13 protein-coding genes are annotated in these 16,183 nt (G+C 68.0%); 1 reads left to right on the forward strand and 12 read right to left on the reverse strand.

Going from position 1 to position 16,183, the window contains the following annotated elements:
- Nucleotides 1-172: 172 nt before the first annotated feature.
- The gene (gene proP / locus WS68_RS09545; RefSeq protein WP_059570559.1) at nucleotides 173-1,684 is read left to right on the forward strand and encodes a glycine betaine/L-proline transporter ProP; all 1,512 of its coding nucleotides are present in this window, start codon (nucleotides 173-175) and stop codon (nucleotides 1,682-1,684) included.
- Between the two features lie 341 nt (nucleotides 1,685-2,025).
- Here proP and WS68_RS09550 read toward each other — a convergent pair whose 3' ends face one another.
- The 12 genes from WS68_RS09550 to WS68_RS09610 all read right to left on the reverse strand — a co-directional run bounded on the left by WS68_RS09550 (nucleotide 2,026) and on the right by WS68_RS09610 (nucleotide 16,025).
- Nucleotides 2,026-2,898 carry an alpha/beta hydrolase family protein gene (locus WS68_RS09550; RefSeq protein WP_059570560.1) on the reverse strand — a complete coding sequence of 291 codons (873 nt, stop codon included), beginning with the start codon at nucleotides 2,896-2,898 and terminating at the stop codon, nucleotides 2,026-2,028.
- 270 nt (nucleotides 2,899-3,168) lie between these two features.
- Nucleotides 3,169-4,104, reverse strand: a complete 936-nt coding sequence (mdcH, locus tag WS68_RS09555) for a malonate decarboxylase subunit epsilon (RefSeq protein ID WP_059570561.1) — start codon at nucleotides 4,102-4,104, stop codon at nucleotides 3,169-3,171.
- Nucleotides 4,101-5,270, reverse strand: coding sequence for a triphosphoribosyl-dephospho-CoA synthase MdcB (gene mdcB / locus WS68_RS09560; protein WP_082709925.1), 1,170 nt, complete (start codon nucleotides 5,268-5,270; stop codon nucleotides 4,101-4,103). Before mdcB ends, mdcH begins: the two co-directional genes overlap by 4 nt.
- Nucleotides 5,267-6,112 (reverse strand): malonate decarboxylase holo-[acyl-carrier-protein] synthase, encoded by an 846-nt coding sequence (mdcG, locus tag WS68_RS09565; RefSeq protein ID WP_059570562.1) that lies wholly within the window; start codon nucleotides 6,110-6,112, stop codon nucleotides 5,267-5,269. Before mdcG ends, mdcB begins: the two co-directional genes overlap by 4 nt.
- The gene (gene mdcE, locus WS68_RS09570) at nucleotides 6,087-6,812 is read right to left on the reverse strand and encodes a biotin-independent malonate decarboxylase subunit gamma (protein ID WP_059570563.1); all 726 of its coding nucleotides are present in this window, start codon (nucleotides 6,810-6,812) and stop codon (nucleotides 6,087-6,089) included. The genes mdcG and mdcE overlap by 26 nt, the downstream gene beginning before the upstream one ends.
- A complete protein-coding gene (locus WS68_RS09575) occupies nucleotides 6,799-7,752 on the reverse strand; it encodes a biotin-independent malonate decarboxylase subunit beta (protein ID WP_082709924.1) in 954 nt (317 codons plus the stop codon). Before WS68_RS09575 ends, mdcE begins: the two co-directional genes overlap by 14 nt.
- A 155-nt stretch (nucleotides 7,753-7,907) precedes the next feature.
- A complete protein-coding gene (mdcC, locus tag WS68_RS09580) occupies nucleotides 7,908-8,225 on the reverse strand; it encodes a malonate decarboxylase acyl carrier protein (protein WP_059570564.1) in 318 nt (105 codons plus the stop codon).
- A gap of 17 nt (nucleotides 8,226-8,242) precedes the next feature.
- Nucleotides 8,243-9,889 (reverse strand): malonate decarboxylase subunit alpha, encoded by a 1,647-nt coding sequence (mdcA, locus tag WS68_RS09585; RefSeq protein ID WP_059570565.1) that lies wholly within the window; start codon nucleotides 9,887-9,889, stop codon nucleotides 8,243-8,245.
- Between the two features lie 503 nt (nucleotides 9,890-10,392).
- The gene (locus tag WS68_RS09590) at nucleotides 10,393-11,310 is read right to left on the reverse strand and encodes a 3-hydroxyacyl-CoA dehydrogenase NAD-binding domain-containing protein (protein WP_059570566.1); all 918 of its coding nucleotides are present in this window, start codon (nucleotides 11,308-11,310) and stop codon (nucleotides 10,393-10,395) included.
- 340 nt (nucleotides 11,311-11,650) lie between these two features.
- Complete coding sequence (locus WS68_RS09600) at nucleotides 11,651-13,516, reverse strand: phosphoenolpyruvate carboxykinase (GTP) (protein ID WP_059570568.1); 1,866 nt, start codon at nucleotides 13,514-13,516, stop codon at nucleotides 11,651-11,653.
- A gap of 563 nt (nucleotides 13,517-14,079) precedes the next feature.
- Nucleotides 14,080-15,168, reverse strand: coding sequence for a GSCFA domain-containing protein (locus WS68_RS09605; protein WP_059570569.1), 1,089 nt, complete (start codon nucleotides 15,166-15,168; stop codon nucleotides 14,080-14,082).
- The gene (locus WS68_RS09610) at nucleotides 15,165-16,025 is read right to left on the reverse strand and encodes a WcbI family polysaccharide biosynthesis putative acetyltransferase (protein ID WP_331457856.1); all 861 of its coding nucleotides are present in this window, start codon (nucleotides 16,023-16,025) and stop codon (nucleotides 15,165-15,167) included. Before WS68_RS09610 ends, WS68_RS09605 begins: the two co-directional genes overlap by 4 nt.
- Between the last annotated feature and the right edge of the window lie 158 nt (nucleotides 16,026-16,183).

Raw genomic sequence — 16,183 nt, forward strand, 5'->3', positions numbered from 1 at the left:
GGGCATCGGCCGGTTCGCGCCAGATCCGCTGCGCCGCGGATCGAGCGCCGCCGCGTCTGTTGCCGCTCATGCGCGTCGATTGGCATCGATCGCGCATCGCGCTCGTCGGCAAACCGTGGCAGAACGCGCGAATCATCGCGCGCTTTGGCCGCCGTCATAGGAGCTTTCGACCTTGACCGCAACATCCGCCAATTCGTCTTCCAGTCCGTCTCCCAGTCGATCCGCCGCGTCGGCCCGCGGCGCGGCAACGCCCGAGCGCCCCGAGATCACCGTCGTCGATCGCAGCCTGTTGAAGCGCGCCGTCGGCGCGATGGCACTCGGCAACGCGATGGAATGGTTCGACTTCGGCGTCTACAGCTACATCGCCGTCACGCTCGGCCAAGTGTTTTTCCCGTCCAGCAGCCCATCCGCCCAATTGCTCGCGACCTTCGGCACGTTCGCCGCCGCGTTTCTCGTGCGTCCGCTCGGCGGCATGGTGTTCGGCCCGCTGGGCGACCGGATCGGCCGCCAGCGCGTGCTCGCGATGACGATGATCATGATGGCGGCGGGCACGTTGGCGATCGGCCTGATCCCGAGCTACGACTCCATCGGCATCATGGCGCCCGTGCTGCTGCTCGTCGCCCGCCTCGTACAAGGCTTCTCGACGGGCGGCGAATATGGCGGCGCGGCAACGTTCATCGCCGAATTCTCCACTGACAAGCGCCGCGGTTTCATGGGCAGCTTTCTCGAGTTCGGCACGCTGATCGGCTACGTGATGGGCGCGGGCGTCGTCGCGCTGCTGACGGCCACGCTGTCGCACGATGCGTTGCTGTCGTGGGGCTGGCGCGTGCCGTTTTTGATCGCGGGCCCGCTCGGCCTGATCGGCCTCTACATCCGCACGAGGCTCGAGGAAACCCCTGCGTTCAAGCGCGAGGCCGAAGCCCGCGAAGCGCAGGACAAGGCCGTGCCGAAGACGCACTTTCGCCGCGAGCTGATGCGCCACTGGCGCGCGCTGCTGCTGTGCGTCGGTCTCGTGCTGATCTTCAACGTCACCGACTACATGGCGCTGTCGTATCTGCCGAGCTATCTGTCGTCGACGCTGCATTTCGACGAAGCGCACGGCCTCGCGCTGATCTTGATCGTGATGGTCCTGATGATGCCGATGACGCTCGCGGCGGGCCGTCTGTCCGACGCAGTCGGCCGCCGGCCGGTGATGATGGCGGGCTGCATCGGGCTTTTCGCGCTGTCGATCCCCGCGCTCACGCTGATCCGCACCGGCGACGCGATGCTCGTGTTCGGCGGCCTGCTGATGCTCGGCGCGCTGCTGTCGTGCTTCACGGGCGTGATGCCGTCGACGCTGCCCGCGCTGTTTCCGACCGAGATCCGCTATGGCGCGCTCGCGATCGGTTTCAACGTGTCGGTGTCGCTGTTCGGCGGCACGACGCCGCTCGCGGCCGCTTGGCTCGTGGACCGGACGGGCGATCTGATGATGCCCGCGTACTACCTGATGGGCGCCGCCGTGATCGGCGCGATTTCGGTGTTCGCGCTGCCCGAGAGCGCGCGCCGGCCGCTCAAGGGATCACCGCCTGCGGTTGCGTCACATGACGAAGCGCGCGCGCTGGCGCGCGAACTCGAACGCGAGCGCCATGCACGCGAACAGGATGACGATGGAAGGTATGCTGCGGCGGCGACACTGCGGGCATAAATCGTTATCGGAATCGGCGGGGCCGCGCCGGAACGGGACGAGCGCACTCGACTGCCTCGACTGGTTCGGCGGCCGACCGACCTGGCGGTTCGGCAATCGAGCCGGCCCTGCCGGCCGGCTCGCCGATCTGTTTCCCATCGACTCATCCGCCGATGCCAGCGCAACAACCGGTCGATCTCCACCGCAACCGCCACGCGCCATCCCGCGCCGCGCGCTCGAACTCCGGCAACGCGTCAGCCCGTAAGGGCAGCGCGGCGACTGCCGGATAGCACGCCGAATCGATACGCGTGACGGCACGCCACCTCTTTCTCTACGCCGCTTTCTCTACGCCGCGCGACGCATCATTGCTCGCACAACCAAGCCGCACCGAGCGGCCACAGCCCCCGGTTGTCGTCGCGAAAATAACCGAAGTGGCCAATCGGACGCTGCCCGTCAGACGGATCGATCTCCCGGAATTCGATCTGCGCGCTCGAATAATAGCGATGCAGCGCCTGCACCGCGGTAAGCGGCGCGATCCAATCGTCGCTCACCGTGTAGGCGAGGATGCGTCCACGATAGCCGCGAAAATGATCGCGCAACGGGAAGCCACCGCTGTCGACGAGGTAGTCGGGATGACGGCACCAGCGCGCCCATTCGTGCGCGACACCCGACGGCAGCGAGCAAAGCGCGGCCAGCCCCGGATGCCGCCCTGGCCGAACCGGCAGCAGCGCGCCGAGCGCACACGCGGCGCCGAGCCACAGCGGCGCCATCATCAGACGCCGCGGCCACGCCCAATGCCCCCAGTAGCCGCTCGCGCAGCACACCGACAGCAGCGCCGCCGCGCGGCCGTTGTTGTGCGCGAGGCCGAACATCTGCCCGCCCGCGCCATGACCGACCGCGACGAGCCGCCTGGCCGGCGCGCGCCGCGCAAGATGATCGAGCGCGGCGGGCAAATCGGCCTCGCCCCAGTCACGCAACGTCGCGGTGTCGGCGGTGCGCGAACGCAGGCGCGAATCGCCGATGCCGCGATAATCGTAGGTCAGCACTGTGAAACCGCCGGCGGCGAGAAAACGCGCATAGCGCTCGTAGTAAGCGCGCGGCACACCGAGCGCGCCATTCACGAGCACACTGCGGCCGTTACTGGCCGCCGGCAAATAGAAAGTCCCAGTCAGCAATCTGCCGTCCAGCGCCGCAAAGCGTGTCGTTTCGGCGGTGATTGGCTGTCGTTCGTGCATGCACCATCCTTTTGTCGTATGGTTATTGTGCAAGCGAATACGTTTGTTCGCCAGCAGCACGGTATTGGGTGGTGGAAAGTTCTTCGCGTTCGATTCGAAAAGATGCCGCGAAAAGATGTGGCAGCATGGACGTGGCGGCACCCACCCGGCGATGGCGCGAACCGCCCGGTCGTCTGCCGGATCGTCCGTGCAGCCAATGCACGGACCTGCGCGAGCGGATCTGCCTCCACCGCTGCCGCGCCGCAAGCGAATCGGTTGTCCGGACAAACGCTAAACGAAATCGATACGCGCGAGCCACGCTTGCACGCCGTCCCACGACCGGAAATCGGCGAGGCTGCGCGCCGGCAGCGCCGGATACGCCGCAGCGGCCATCTGCGCGAGTGCGCGCCCGGGCCCGAGTTCGACGAACGCGCGCGCGCCCGCCTCCACGCACCCCGCGATGCACGCGGCCCAGTCGATTGGCTCGGCAATCTGGCGCGCGAGCTTGTCGAGACCGGCGTCGACTTCAAGCACAGGCGAGCCGTCGAGCCCGGCCAACAGCCGCGTGCCGGCCATCAGCGAGCGCGCGACTCGCGCGTGCGCGAGCGCCCCGCGAAAACGCGGCACGGCGTCGGCGAGCCACCGGGTATGCGACGCCACGCGAACATCGAGCGGCGTGACGCGCTGCGCGTGCTCGGCGCGCGCCGCGCGCGCGAGCGCATCGAGCGCCGCGGGCGAGCCGGCCAGCACGTACGCGTCGCCGGGGTTGACGATCGCCACGGCTGCGGCGTGCGCGGCGCATAGCGCGTCGATCGTATCGCGCGGCAGGCCGCGCACGGACAGCATCCGCGCATCGGCATGGCTCGCGGCGTCCATCGCGCGGGCGCGGGCCGCGGCAAGATCGAGCACCGCGCGCGCGTCGATCAACCCCGCGACGCTCCAGGCCGCCACTTCGCCGACGCTATAGCCTGCCACGCAACGCCGGCGCGGCAGCAACGCATCGAGCCGGCTCATCGCGCTCACGGCCTGCAGCGTGCAGACAAGTTGAGCAGCAAAATTTCCGTGCAGCGTCTCGGCATCGGCGTGGCGCACCCAGACACGCGGATCGGCACCGAACAAGTGCGCCGCGTGCGCGAACAGCGGCGCCGCTTGCGGCAGGTCGGCCGTCAATTCGAACATGTCCGCGCACTGGCCGCCCTGTCCGGCGCAGAGAATCGCGATCGTCACCGCGACGGCTCCGTGTACTGGTGCGGCAGCCGCCAATCCACGCCGGCCCCGGCCTGCGCTCCCCGCGCCCGATCCGGCGGCGGGGGAACCGTCGCGCGGCGTTCAGGCTGCTGTCGATTCGCGCGGGTTTGCCACGGAGGCTCGGTGGGCGGCGCCGCCCGCAAACGGCTGCCGTCATAAGCAGCGACGAACAGGCTCATCGCCAGCAGATCGGCCGCGCCGCCTGGGCTCAGGCGGCGCGCGACGAATGCGCGGTGGGCGGCCACCGCGCGCGCATGCCAGTCGATCGCCCCCACGCCGCCGCGCGCCAGAAAACCGCGTGCGGTGCGCTGCGCGAAGACGAGCCCGTCGAGGCCGCCGCGGTGCAGCAGATTCGTATCGTCGATGCCGGCAATCAACACGAAGCATGCATGCACGCGCGCCGCCTCGGGGTTGCCGGGCGCCAGTTGCGCGGCGTCGGCGAGCGCACGCACGCCAAGCGTATAGACGCTCGGAAAACCGCCGGCCGCCTCCGCCCGCGCACCGCCAACGCCATAGCGGCGGCTCGCGCATTCGCCGTGGCTGGCGATTGCGCGCGGCCCGCGCAGAATGCCGGCGCCCCAGCGCTCGGCCACGAGCGCGCCGAGCGTCGCGGCGGCGCGATGCGGCACATGGCCGGATGCGCCGCGCAAGCCCGCCGCCGCGCACAACAGGCCGAGCCCAAAGATGGCTCCGCGATGCGTGTTCACGCCATTCGTCGCATCGAGCATCGCGCGCTCCGCGCGCAAGCCGATCCGGCGCAGCGTGGCCATGCTCGCGTCGCGCGCGCCCGCGCCGGCCAGCTCGGCGAAGAACGGACGCAACGCCGCCGCGCTGCGGAGAAACGTATCGGCGCTCATGTCGTCGTGACTGCCGGAATCGACATGGCTCACCAGGCCGGGCTTCGGCCATGTGTCGATTTCGGCGAGCAGGCAACGTGTCGCCTGCGCGGCGATTTCCGCTGAAACGGATGCGGTTGCCACAAGCGGGCGTTGCGGCGCGTCGCATGATGCAGCGGCCGAACTCGACGGGCTCGTCAGCGCATGCGCGCTGCTCGCGCCGTCAAGCGTTTGCGCCGCCTGCAACCGGTCCGGCTGCGTGTCGTGCAAACGGACCGCGACATGCGCCGAGCATCGGCATGCGCTCATCGCCACGTCTCCAGAAAAACCTCCGGCGCGCACAATGCGACGCCGTCCGCCGTTTTCACCGCCACCTCGCGCGCGCCCGCATGCAGCTCGCGCCAGTTCACGCCCGCGCCGTCAGCCCGCAACAGCTCACCGTCTATGCGCATCGGCGCGCGTGCATCGAGGTCGGCGAGCGCCGCGACAAGCGCCGCGATCGATGCGCCGGTTTCAGCGGAATCGGCGGAATCCGCCCAATCCTCAGACTCCCCCGCCGCTGCATCACGCCCGCGAGCCGCATCGGCATCGTCTGTCGGCAACCGCGATTCCCGCCCGCGGCCCGGCCGGTCGCGCGCGGCCAGTGCCGCCGCGTCGCGCGCCACGCCGCGCGCGCGCCATGCCGCACGCGGCGTCAGCACGATGTCGAGATCCGACTGCTCGTGCAGATAACGCAGCCCCGTGAGCGCCTGCCACCCGAGGCTGCCGAACACGCGGCAATCGACCCGATGCGCGTCGGCGAGCATGCGCAGATTCGCGAGCGTCGGCCGCCACGCAAGCGGCGCATCGCGTTCGACCTCCGTGAGCGCCGGCAACACGCGGATTGCGGCGATCTGCGCGGGCGCCGCCGCCAGAGCGATACGCCGCTTACCCGCCGACGGCGGCAACGGCAACCCGAGCGCAACGCCCGCCTCGCCCGGCATGCCGCGCCGCACGATCAGCGGCCAGCCGCGCGCGGCCCACTGCCGTACATAAGGTAGGTGTGCCGCATCGCCGTGCGCGGCAAGCAAGCCGGGCCACGCATCGGCACGCACGCGCACCAGCGTATGGCGGCGCAGCGGCGCGTCAGCCGCCAGCGCGCGCCAGCTCATACACGCGTTGCGCGACGTCGGCCGCAACCGGCCGGCCGCCGCGTTCGCGGCCCAATCTGCCGCGCCGGTCCGTGCGATCCACGGGCCGCGCGATCAGCTCGGCCAGTTGCTCGGCCAGCGATCGCGACGGATCGAGCACCTCGTCAATCGCGCCCGTCTTCGCGAAGTTGTCGAGCCCCGGTGCAAACACCGCCGTCGAGCGAGCCTTGTCGCTCAACACGTCCAACGGCAGCTTCGTCACCCGCGCCATCGCCTGCAAATCCATCACCTCGGGCTGGGCGTCCGGCAGCGCAACCAGTGTGCGGGTCGCCAGCGCGGTCGCGATGAACGCGCCCGCAGCCGCATGCCCGTAAAGCAGTCCGATCGTCCGATGGCCGAGTGCGTCCGCGCGCTGCAGGCATTTCGCGAGATGCGCGAGATATTCGTTCATGCCGAGCAGTTCGTCGCGCCGGCTCATGCGCTGGCTGTCGCCGTCGACGAGCACGAGAATCGGCGTGGCGCCGCCGCGCGCGATCGTCGCGAGCACGTGCGCGGCGAGTTTGAGCGCGCCGTGCACGCCCAGCGCCGCGCGTTGCGTGACGCCGATCACGTCGATCGCGCCGAACGCGGCCGCACCGCGCCCGGTCAGCAGACCGCCCGCATCGACATCGATATCGTGGCCGGCCGGAAACAACGACGCCAGCACGTCATCGAGCACCATCGTTCACCTCCGAGAGTCGATCGGCAAGAGCCGTGAACGCCGGGTAATCGAGTGCGGGAATCGAAGCCGCGTCGCCCGCGCCGAGCGCGCGCCACATATCGAGCGCATCGTGGCAGCCGCGAAAGCGTTCGATGCGTTTCGACAGGCGCGCGTGTTCCGCCTCGAGCGTCGCGGTGTCGAATGCGACGGCGCTCGTCTGCGCCACGAGTTCGATCGCCGCGTGGCGAAACGCGTCGATGGTGTCGTCGACGAAACGCTCGGCGCCGCCGCTCAGGCGCCGATGCTTGCCGCCCATCGTGCGCCAAACGAGCGCGCGGTCGCGCGAATCGAATTCGTCGACGCCATGCCGGCTTTCGATCACCTCCGGCCCGGACACACCGATGCGCCCAGCCTCCGACACCGCGAGCGCCGAGCAGCACGCGGCGATGATACCGCCGCCGCCATAGCAGCCCGCGCGCCCGCCGACGAGCCCGACGACGCTCACGCCCGCCGCGCGTGCATCGAGCATCGCGCGGATAATCTCGGAGACCGCGATTTCGCCCGCATTCGCTTCCTGCAGCCGCACGCCGCCGGTATCGAACAGGATCACGACGGGCTGCCGCACATCCCGCGCGGCGCGCAGCAACCCCGTCAGCTTCGCGCCATGCACTTCGCCGAACGCGCCGCCCATGAAACGGCCTTCCTGCGCGGCGACCAGCACCGGCTGGCCCGCAAGCCGCGCGCGGCCGACGATCATGCCGTCGTCGAATTGCCCAGGTAAGTCGAACAGCGGCAGATGCGGGCTCGTCATACGCTCGCGCGGGCCAACGAACTCGCTGAGTGTGCCCGCGTCGACCAACCCCGCGAGACGCTGCCGCGCCGACGCTTCATACCAGCTCGCGCCCGCGGCCGGACGCCCGGCATCGGCCGGGCCGATTGCCGGATGGGTTGCGGCGTTCACGGGCGGATTTGCCGCCGCGCCTGTTGCAGCGCCTGCCGCCACACCTGCCGCAGCGCTCGCCGGCGCGCCTGCCGCCCGGCTCACCGCGCCGCCGGCGCCGCCCGTGGCCGGCTCGTCCGCCGCTTCGGGCGTTGCTCCACCCGCCGTGCCGATCCTCATCGCTCGTCTCCCTCGATCGCGCGTACCGCCTGTGCGAGCCGCAGCGACACCATGTCCGGCCGCGCGCCGCCGTCGTTGACGGACAGCCGCAGCCCGCCCGGCGAGCGGCGCTCGACAAAATCGGCGACCACTGCCTGCCAGACCTCGCCGAAGCCCTCGGCGGCGGTCCGGATGTCGACCTCGCACTCGGTGTCGGGCAGCACGCGCTCGACGAGCACCTCCAGATTGCCCGACGCAACCACGCCGACGATCGCCCACGCGGCATCGCCCTTGGCCCGCTCGCGCGCCGCATGGCGGTAATAAAGCCGTTCCATCGCTCCCCTGCTCCTCTTCACCAATTGCGGAATCGGGACGGCGGCGCATACAGCCCGCCCGACCAATGAACCAGATCCTTGATCGAGCGCGCGGCAAGCAGGCGCCGGTCGGCGTCGAGTGGATCGATGTCCAGATCCTCGGGGCGCCGGATCACCCCGCGCTCGCGCAAGTGCTCGACCAGCTTGGGATCACGTCCGCGGCCGATCTCGGTATAGCCCGCGACGCCACGGATCGCGTGCTCGCGCTCGTCGGCGTCGCGGCACATCAGCAGGTTCGCGATGCCTTCCTCAGTCACGATGTGCGTGACGTCGTCGCTGTACACCATCACGGGGGCGAGCTCGAGCGACAGCTTGTCGGCCAGACGCAGCGCGTCGAGCCGCTCGACGAACATGGGCGCGTTCTTCTCGCCGAATGTCTCGCCGATTTGCACGACGAGCTTGCGCCCGCGCCTCAACGCCGCGGGCGTCGCCGGATCGGCCTGCGCGCCCGCCGCGAGCCACGGCCCGCTCGGATGGCGCCGGCCGCGCGCATCGCTGCCCATGTTGGGCGCGCCGCCAAAGCCCGCGATCCGCTCGGCCGTCACCGTCGACGAGTGGCCCGCGAGATCGATCTGCAGCGTCGAGCCGATGAACATATCGCACGCATAGAGGCCCGCCATCTGGCAAAGCGCGCGGTTCGAGCGCAGCGAGCCGTCCGCGCCCGTGAAAAAGACATTGGAACGCGCGCGGATGTAGTCGTCCATCCCCACTTCGGAGCCGAAGCAATGGATCTGCTCGACCCAGCCCGATTCGATCGCCGGGATCAGCGTCGGATGCGGATTCAGCGCCCAGTGCGTGCAGACCCGGCCCTTCAGGCCGAGCCGCTCGCCGTAGGTGGGCAGCAGCAATTCGATCGCCGCCGTGTTGAAGCCGATGCCGTGATTCAGCCGCTTCACGCCATACTGCGCATAAATGCCCTTGATCGCGAGCATCGCGGTAAGGATTTGCGTTTCGGTGATACCCGCCGGATCACGCGTGAAAAGCGGCTCGACATGGAATGGCCGGCCCGCGTCGACCACGAAATGCACGCGGTCGCCTGGAATGTCCACGCGCGGCACGCGCTCGACGATGCGCTCGACCTGCGCGATCACGATGCCGTCCTTGAACGCGGTGGCCTCGACGACGGTTGGGGTGTCCTCGGTGTTCGGGCCGGTGTACAGATTGCCGTCGGCGTCGGCGCTCACCGCGGCGACGAGCGCGACATTCGGCGTGAGATCGACGAAGTAACGCGCGAACAGCTCGAGATACGTATGCACCGCGCCCAGCTCGATCTTGCCGCCGAACAGCAGCTTGGCGATGCGCTGCGACTGCGGGCCCGAGTACGCATAATCGAGCCGCTTGGCGATGCCGCGCTCGAATACGTCGAGATGCTCGGGCAGCACGACGCCCGACTGGACCATGTGCAGATCGTGCACCTTCGTGCGGTCGACCGCGGCCAGCGCGGCGGCGAGCAGGTCCGCCTGTTTCTGATTGTCGCCCTCGATGCAGACGCGGTCGCCCGGACGCAGCACGGCCTCGAGCAGCGCGGTCGCGTCGCGCGCGTGGACCCGCTTGCGCCGCGCAAGCGGCGCGGCCTCGGCAACGCGCGCGGCGCGCGCCGCGCGGGCGTGGTTCCATCCCGTCATACGGAGTCTCCTGCTTCGAACCGTTCGATGGAGTTTGCAGCATTGTAAGCCTGAGCGCCGAAGCAATTGATGATGTTGCGCGACATGACTCAGTGACGTGGGCGATGAACGGCGCGCTCGCACGCAGGCCGCGTTGCCGCGCCAGCCTTGGTCGACGTGGGCAGGCGGTGCGTCACGCGAGCGGGCCGCGCCGCCTGCCGCAAACGCAGCCGCTGCGTTCGGCCGCTTGTGGCTGCGGGATAGGGAGTTCACGCCTGGCGCCTCGCCCAAGCCCCGGGCGCCCGCGCATGGGCGAAATTCAGCAAGCGCCCGGCATCGTGCGCCTTCTGCCATCGCGCCGCCCCGCTCAGCCACCGGCCACCGCCTTCGTCGCGCAGCACAGCAGCGACAGCCCGAGCAAGCAACCACGCCGGTCCGAAACGGCGATCAGCGCGCCGTATCGCGCGAGCGGCCAGTCGGCCGCCGCATGGCACGACGCACCACGCTTGCGCGGCGCAACGCGCTCACGGCAAAAAGCTGTTGCGCCGCGCGTCGATCAACTCGACGAGCAGGCGGTCACGTTCCGCGCCGAAAGCCTCGATCGAGCGCTCGCCCTGGATCTCGCGCAGCGCGTCGATCAGCTTGCGATCGACGTCCGGCGAAAACGACGGTGCGCCGAGATCGTTCCACCATGTCGTCATCGGCTCGGCCAGATGTTCGAGGAAATGGGCGATCCCGCCGTCGCCGCCGCCGAGATGGTAGACGAGGCTCGGCCCCATCAACGCCCAGCGCAGGCCCGGCCCCCATGACACCGCCTTGTCCGCGTCCTCGACGCTGACCACGCCCTCGCCCACTAGGTAATACACCTCGCGAAACAGCGCCGCCGCGAGCCGGTTTGCGACGTGGCCCGCCATCTCCTTGTTGAGCACGATCGTGACCTTGCCCAGTTCGTCGTAGAAGTGCTTCGCCCGTGCGATTGCATCGGCGGACGTCGCCGCGCCGCCGGCCAGCTCGACGAGCGGAATCAGATGCGGCGGATTGAACGGATGAGCGATCAGGCAGCGCTGCGGATGCCGATCGCACGCACCCTGGATGTCCGACATCTTGAGCCCCGACGAACTCGACGCGACAAGCACATGCGCCGGCAGCCGCGCGTCGATCCGGCGATACAACTCGCGCTTGACGTCGAGCCGCTCCGGACCGTTCTCCTGCACGAAATCGGCGCCGTCGAGCGCCACATCGAGTTGCGGCTCGAAGGCAAGCCGCGCGGCGAATTCGGCGGCGCGCTCGCCGGCAAACCGGGCCAGCGCCGCATCGAGCCGCGCGCGGGCGTCGGGCGCGGGGTCGGTCACGGTCACGTCGAAGCCTTTGGATAAATAAAACGCCGTCCAGCTCGCGCCGATCACGCCCGCGCCGATCACGGCGATCCGTTGTTCATCCATCGTGAGGTCTCCTTTGATTTGATTCGATTCAAGCGGCGAAGCCGCCGCCGCCCAAGCCCGACGCGAACCCGCGCCCCCGCCGGCGGCCGGCGGCCCGCTGACGAACCGCCCAGCCGTCATGGCGCGGCTGGCTGCCTCTCGCTCGTGCGCACACCGCGTTACCGCGATCGCGGCCCGCACGATTCTGCATCGAATCGCGGCCCTGCGCCTGAGCGCGGGCACGCGCGCGCCAAACGCAAAAACGCCGCATCCGCGCCAATCGCGTGATGCGGCGTTGCCGCTCAGCCGGCGGCGGTGGCGCGGCGCGCGCAGCGCCGCCTCCGCGCGGGCCCGGCCAGTATCAGCGCGCGAAGCGCGCGTCGAGCTTCGCCTTCGTCTCGGCAAGCGCACGCGGCAGCCGCGTGCCGAGCTTGTCGAACCACTGCGCGTGCAGTGCAAGCTCGTCGCGCCATTCGTCCGCGTCGATCGACGTCACCTGCTCGAACTGCTCGGGCGAGAACGCAAGGCCGTCCCAATGCAGATCCTCATAGCGCGGCGTGACGCCGAACGCATGCTCGACGCCCGCGCCGCTTCCGTCGATCCGCTCGAGCATCCATTTCAGCACCCGCATGTTCTCGCCGAAGCCCGGCCATACGAACTTGCCGTTCGCATCTTTGCGGAACCAGTTCACGCAATAGATCCTCGGCAGCGATGCGCCCGCCGCCGCGAGTTTCTCGCCAAGCGCGAGCCAGTGCGCGAAGTAGTCGCCCATGTTGTAGCCGCAAAACGGCAGCATCGCGAACGGGTCGCGCCGCACCACGCCCTGTTGGCCCACCGCCGCCGCGGTGGTCTCCGAGCCCATCGTCGCCGCCATGTAGACGCCTTCCACCCAATCGCGCGCCTCGGTCACGAGCGGCACCGTGTTCGAGCGGCGGCCGCCGAATATGAACGCGTCGATCGGCACGCCGGCCGGGTTCTCCCAATCGGCGTCGATTGACGGACATTGCGACGCGCTCGCCGTGAAGCGCGAGTTCGGATGCGCGGCCTTCCTGCCGGTTTGCTTGCCGATCTCGGGCGTCCACGGGTTGCCTTGCCAATCGGTGAGCTTCGCGGGCGGTGTATCGGTCAGTCCTTCCCACCAGACGTCGCCGTCTTCGGTCAACGCGACGTTGGTGAAAATCACGCCTTCTTTGAGCGTGGCGATCGCATTCGGGTTGGTTTTCTCGCCGGTGCCCGGCGCGACGCCGAAGAAGCCGGCCTCGGGATTGATCGCATACAGGCGCCCGTCGCGGCCGGGTTTGAGCCACGCGATATCGTCACCGATCGTCGTGACCTTCCAGCCTTCGAAGCCCTGCGGCGGAATCAGCATCGCGAAATTGGTCTTCCCGCACGCGGACGGGAACGCGGCGGCGACGTGATACTTGCGCCCCTCGGGCGACGTCACGCCGAGAATCAGCATGTGTTCGGCAAGCCAGCCTTGGTCGCGGCCCATCGTCGATGCGATGCGCAGCGCGAAGCATTTCTTGCCGAGCAGCGCGTTGCCGCCGTAGCCGGAGCCGAAGCTCCAGATCTCGCGCGATTCGGGAAAATGCACGATGTACTTGGTCGGATTGCACGGCCACGGCACGTCTTTCTCGCCGGCGGCAAGCGGCTTGCCGACGCTGTGCACGCACGGCACGTAATCGCCGTGCTCGCCGAGCGCGGCAAGCACGGCGCGGCCCATGCGCGTCATGATCCGCATGTTCACCGCGACATACGGACTATCGGAAAGCTCGACGCCGATATGCGCGATCGGCGAGCCGAGCGGCCCCATCGAGAACGGCACCACGTACAGCGTGCGGCCGCGCATCGCGCCGCGAAACAGGCCGTCGAGCGTCGCGCGCATTTCGGCGGGCGCGATCCAGTGATTGGTCGGGCCGGCGTCATCGCGCGATTCGCTGCAGATGAACGTGCGGTCCTCGACGCGCGCGACGTCCGACGGATCGGACAGCGCGAGAAACGAGTTCGGCCGCTTCGCGGGGTTCAGGCGGATCATCGTGCGCTGCGCGACCATCTCGTCGCATAGGCGATCGTATTCCTGCTGCGAGCCGTCACACCAGACGACGCGCTCAGGCTCGGTCAGCCCGGCGATGCGCGCGACCCAGTCGATCAGGCCGCGATGTTTGACGTATTCGGGTACATCGAGCGAAACGGTGCGCGTGGCCGCGACCACGTTGCTTCGGGTCATTAGCGTGTCTCCAGGTTGTTGAATCGGAATATCGTGTTCGGTGCGCCGCCGCAACAGGAGCGGGACCGCAGGCGGGGCGGGCGCGCAGCGGGCGGCGCGCCCGCCATTTCGGCGCCGAAGGCGCCGGAGCATTCGCATTCGTTCTTCTTAGAGTAATGGGACAACGGCTCCGACATGCTTGCTGATACGCCTGCCATACGATCAAGGTAACCCAGCATACCATCGCAGCGCATGCCACTCGCGCTGCGCCGCAGCAACGCGCGGCACGGCACGCCCGGCAGGCCGGCCCGACGCGACAGGCTTGTGGCGGCGCATTCACGATCCGCAATGGGTGCAATCCAGCATCGGCAGGCGACTCGAAGCCGAGGGTTTTCACCAACGCCCGCGTGCGATCGCGGCGGCCAACGCACGGCTTAACCGGATGCGCGTGCCGGATACGCGCATTTCATCCGGCGCGGCCGATCGCGGCGCATGCGCGGGGGCGCGATCGGCCGCGCCGGCTCTCCATCACAGGCATGAAAGAAAGCGCGCCGGAGCTGCCGGCACGCGCGCCCGGCCGCCGGTCAGCGGGAAACCCGCTCGATCAATTCCTCGTCGCAGATGACGCTCGCGATCGACGGCGCCGCGCGCGCGTCATCGAGCGGCACATCCGAGAGCGCCGGCTGCACGGCCTGCTCGGGCGCCGCGGCCGGCCGTGCGTCGCCCGTCGTGTAGTGCTTGAGAAAGCAGCGCATCGCATGGCTCACGCCGAGGTGGTTGACTTCGCGCAGATCGTTTTCGTAGTAGCGCCCGGCGTTGTAGTGGCCGGTGATGATCTCGTAGGAAGGGAAATAATCGACCCAGTCGAACTCGTTGCATGCCGTCTGCGCCGCGACTCTCAGCACCGATTTGCTATAGGTGGTCGCGACGAGCACGTTCTGGTTCTCGTAGGTTGCGATGAGCGGCACCGGCGAGACCGTCAGCAGCACGTGGACGCGGGGATTCACCTGCTTGAGCTGAAGCAGGAACGAGCGCAGATCGCTGATCACGTCGAACACGGTCAAATTCGTGAAGCGGTACGCGGCTTCGTCGTAAGCGCCGCCGGCCACGCCCGGCGCGAGCGGAAACACCTCGCCGTGCGCGCGATTGGACCAGCTCTCGGTCAACCCGAGCGTGAACACGAAAACATCCGTCTCGGTGAACATCTCCCTCACATGCGGCAGATGCTCGGCACGCGCGGCCAGCACCGCGTCCGGGCTGTCGTAGCCTTCCGGGGTGACCGCCGGGCGGAACGCGTCGACGTAGCGTCCGTCCGGCCGCTGCCAAACGGTCTCGGTCTTCGTGCGCCGTCCCATCGATTCCTCGAACAGCTGCAGCAACTGCCGCACGGTATAAAGGTTGCCGAACCGCGCGGAAAATACGCCGTAGCCGAGACGCTCGCGCTCGCTTTCGGAAAAATCGGCGCCCGATTCCGGCACGAAATAATTGAATCCAATTCCGGCCAGACGCCGCGAAATATGCTGGGCGAAGCAACTGCCCGCGGTGCTGACCTTCTGCTGCGCGCCGATCGTGAATTTGGGGGCGACCACCGGATCGAACGCATGCATCTCGGTGTTGACGACGGCCTTGCGCCAAAACTGATGCGCGGGAAGATGCTTGTAGGGATTCGTCATAGCTCGCCCCCGATCATTTGCAAGGCTCTGGTGAGATGCGGGCTGTTTCCGTGCAGCTCGCTCTTGTCGAAGTTCGCATACGCGGCGAACGACGCTTCGATGAATTCGTCGAGCGTCAGCAAATCGTAATCGGCGCCTTTGAACAGATAGCTGCCATGCTCGACGCCGAAGCGCTCGGCCAGTTCCGGGAAGATCGGAAACACGGGCAGCCGCACGAGCGTGTCGTGAGGGACAATGCCCGACTCGACCACCGCGCCCCCCGCCACCTTCTTCGCGACTTTCAACGCGACGTCATGCAGCGCATGCGCCTTCGGATGATTGACGCTGTGCATGAACGCGCCGGCGCGCGTCCACCTGCTCAGTTCGGGCGAGAAATCGAGGTCGTACTCAGCATATCGGTCGAGGAAGTCTTTTTTCTCGTTATCCCACTGGGAAAAGTAACAAAGCGCGTCGTAGGTTTGTTCATTGAAGAGCGCCTTGGTCCGGGCCACCGAGCACCCAAGCTGGTACGCGGCAAAAACGATCGTCGAATGATAATCGTCGAGCGGGCTTTTAACCGGCTTGCCAGCGTGAAACACGTATTGCAGATCGGGATGGTATGCGCGGAAGTAGACCGAGGGCATCATGAACACGTTCGGCATCGCCGCAAGATCGACAATGCCTAGGCGCTGAAATTCGGGAATCGCAATAATATGATCGTAAACGCGAATATGCTGGCGCCAGAAATCAGCGCTGTGCTGAAACCCCCAATAATCACATGATTCGACTTTCGCGTGAGGGCAGATCAGCGATAGCGAATGAGTCATCCCCGCAACCTGGCAATTCGACATGACCAGCCATCTTTCTTTCACGGCCATTTCATTCCCGATTGAAATATTGTTAATGAATCAATCTATCTGGCTGCGCATAGCGTAGCAGAAAGGCAATCAGTTTTTATAAAAATCGCCAGAATGCGAATAGAAGCATCGCCCGAGAATCAATTGAAATGGAGTCGGCCCCGCCGTGCCCGTCCGGA

This window comes from Burkholderia sp. TSV86 (assembly GCF_001522865.1).
Taxonomy (GTDB): Bacteria; Pseudomonadota; Gammaproteobacteria; order Burkholderiales; family Burkholderiaceae; genus Burkholderia.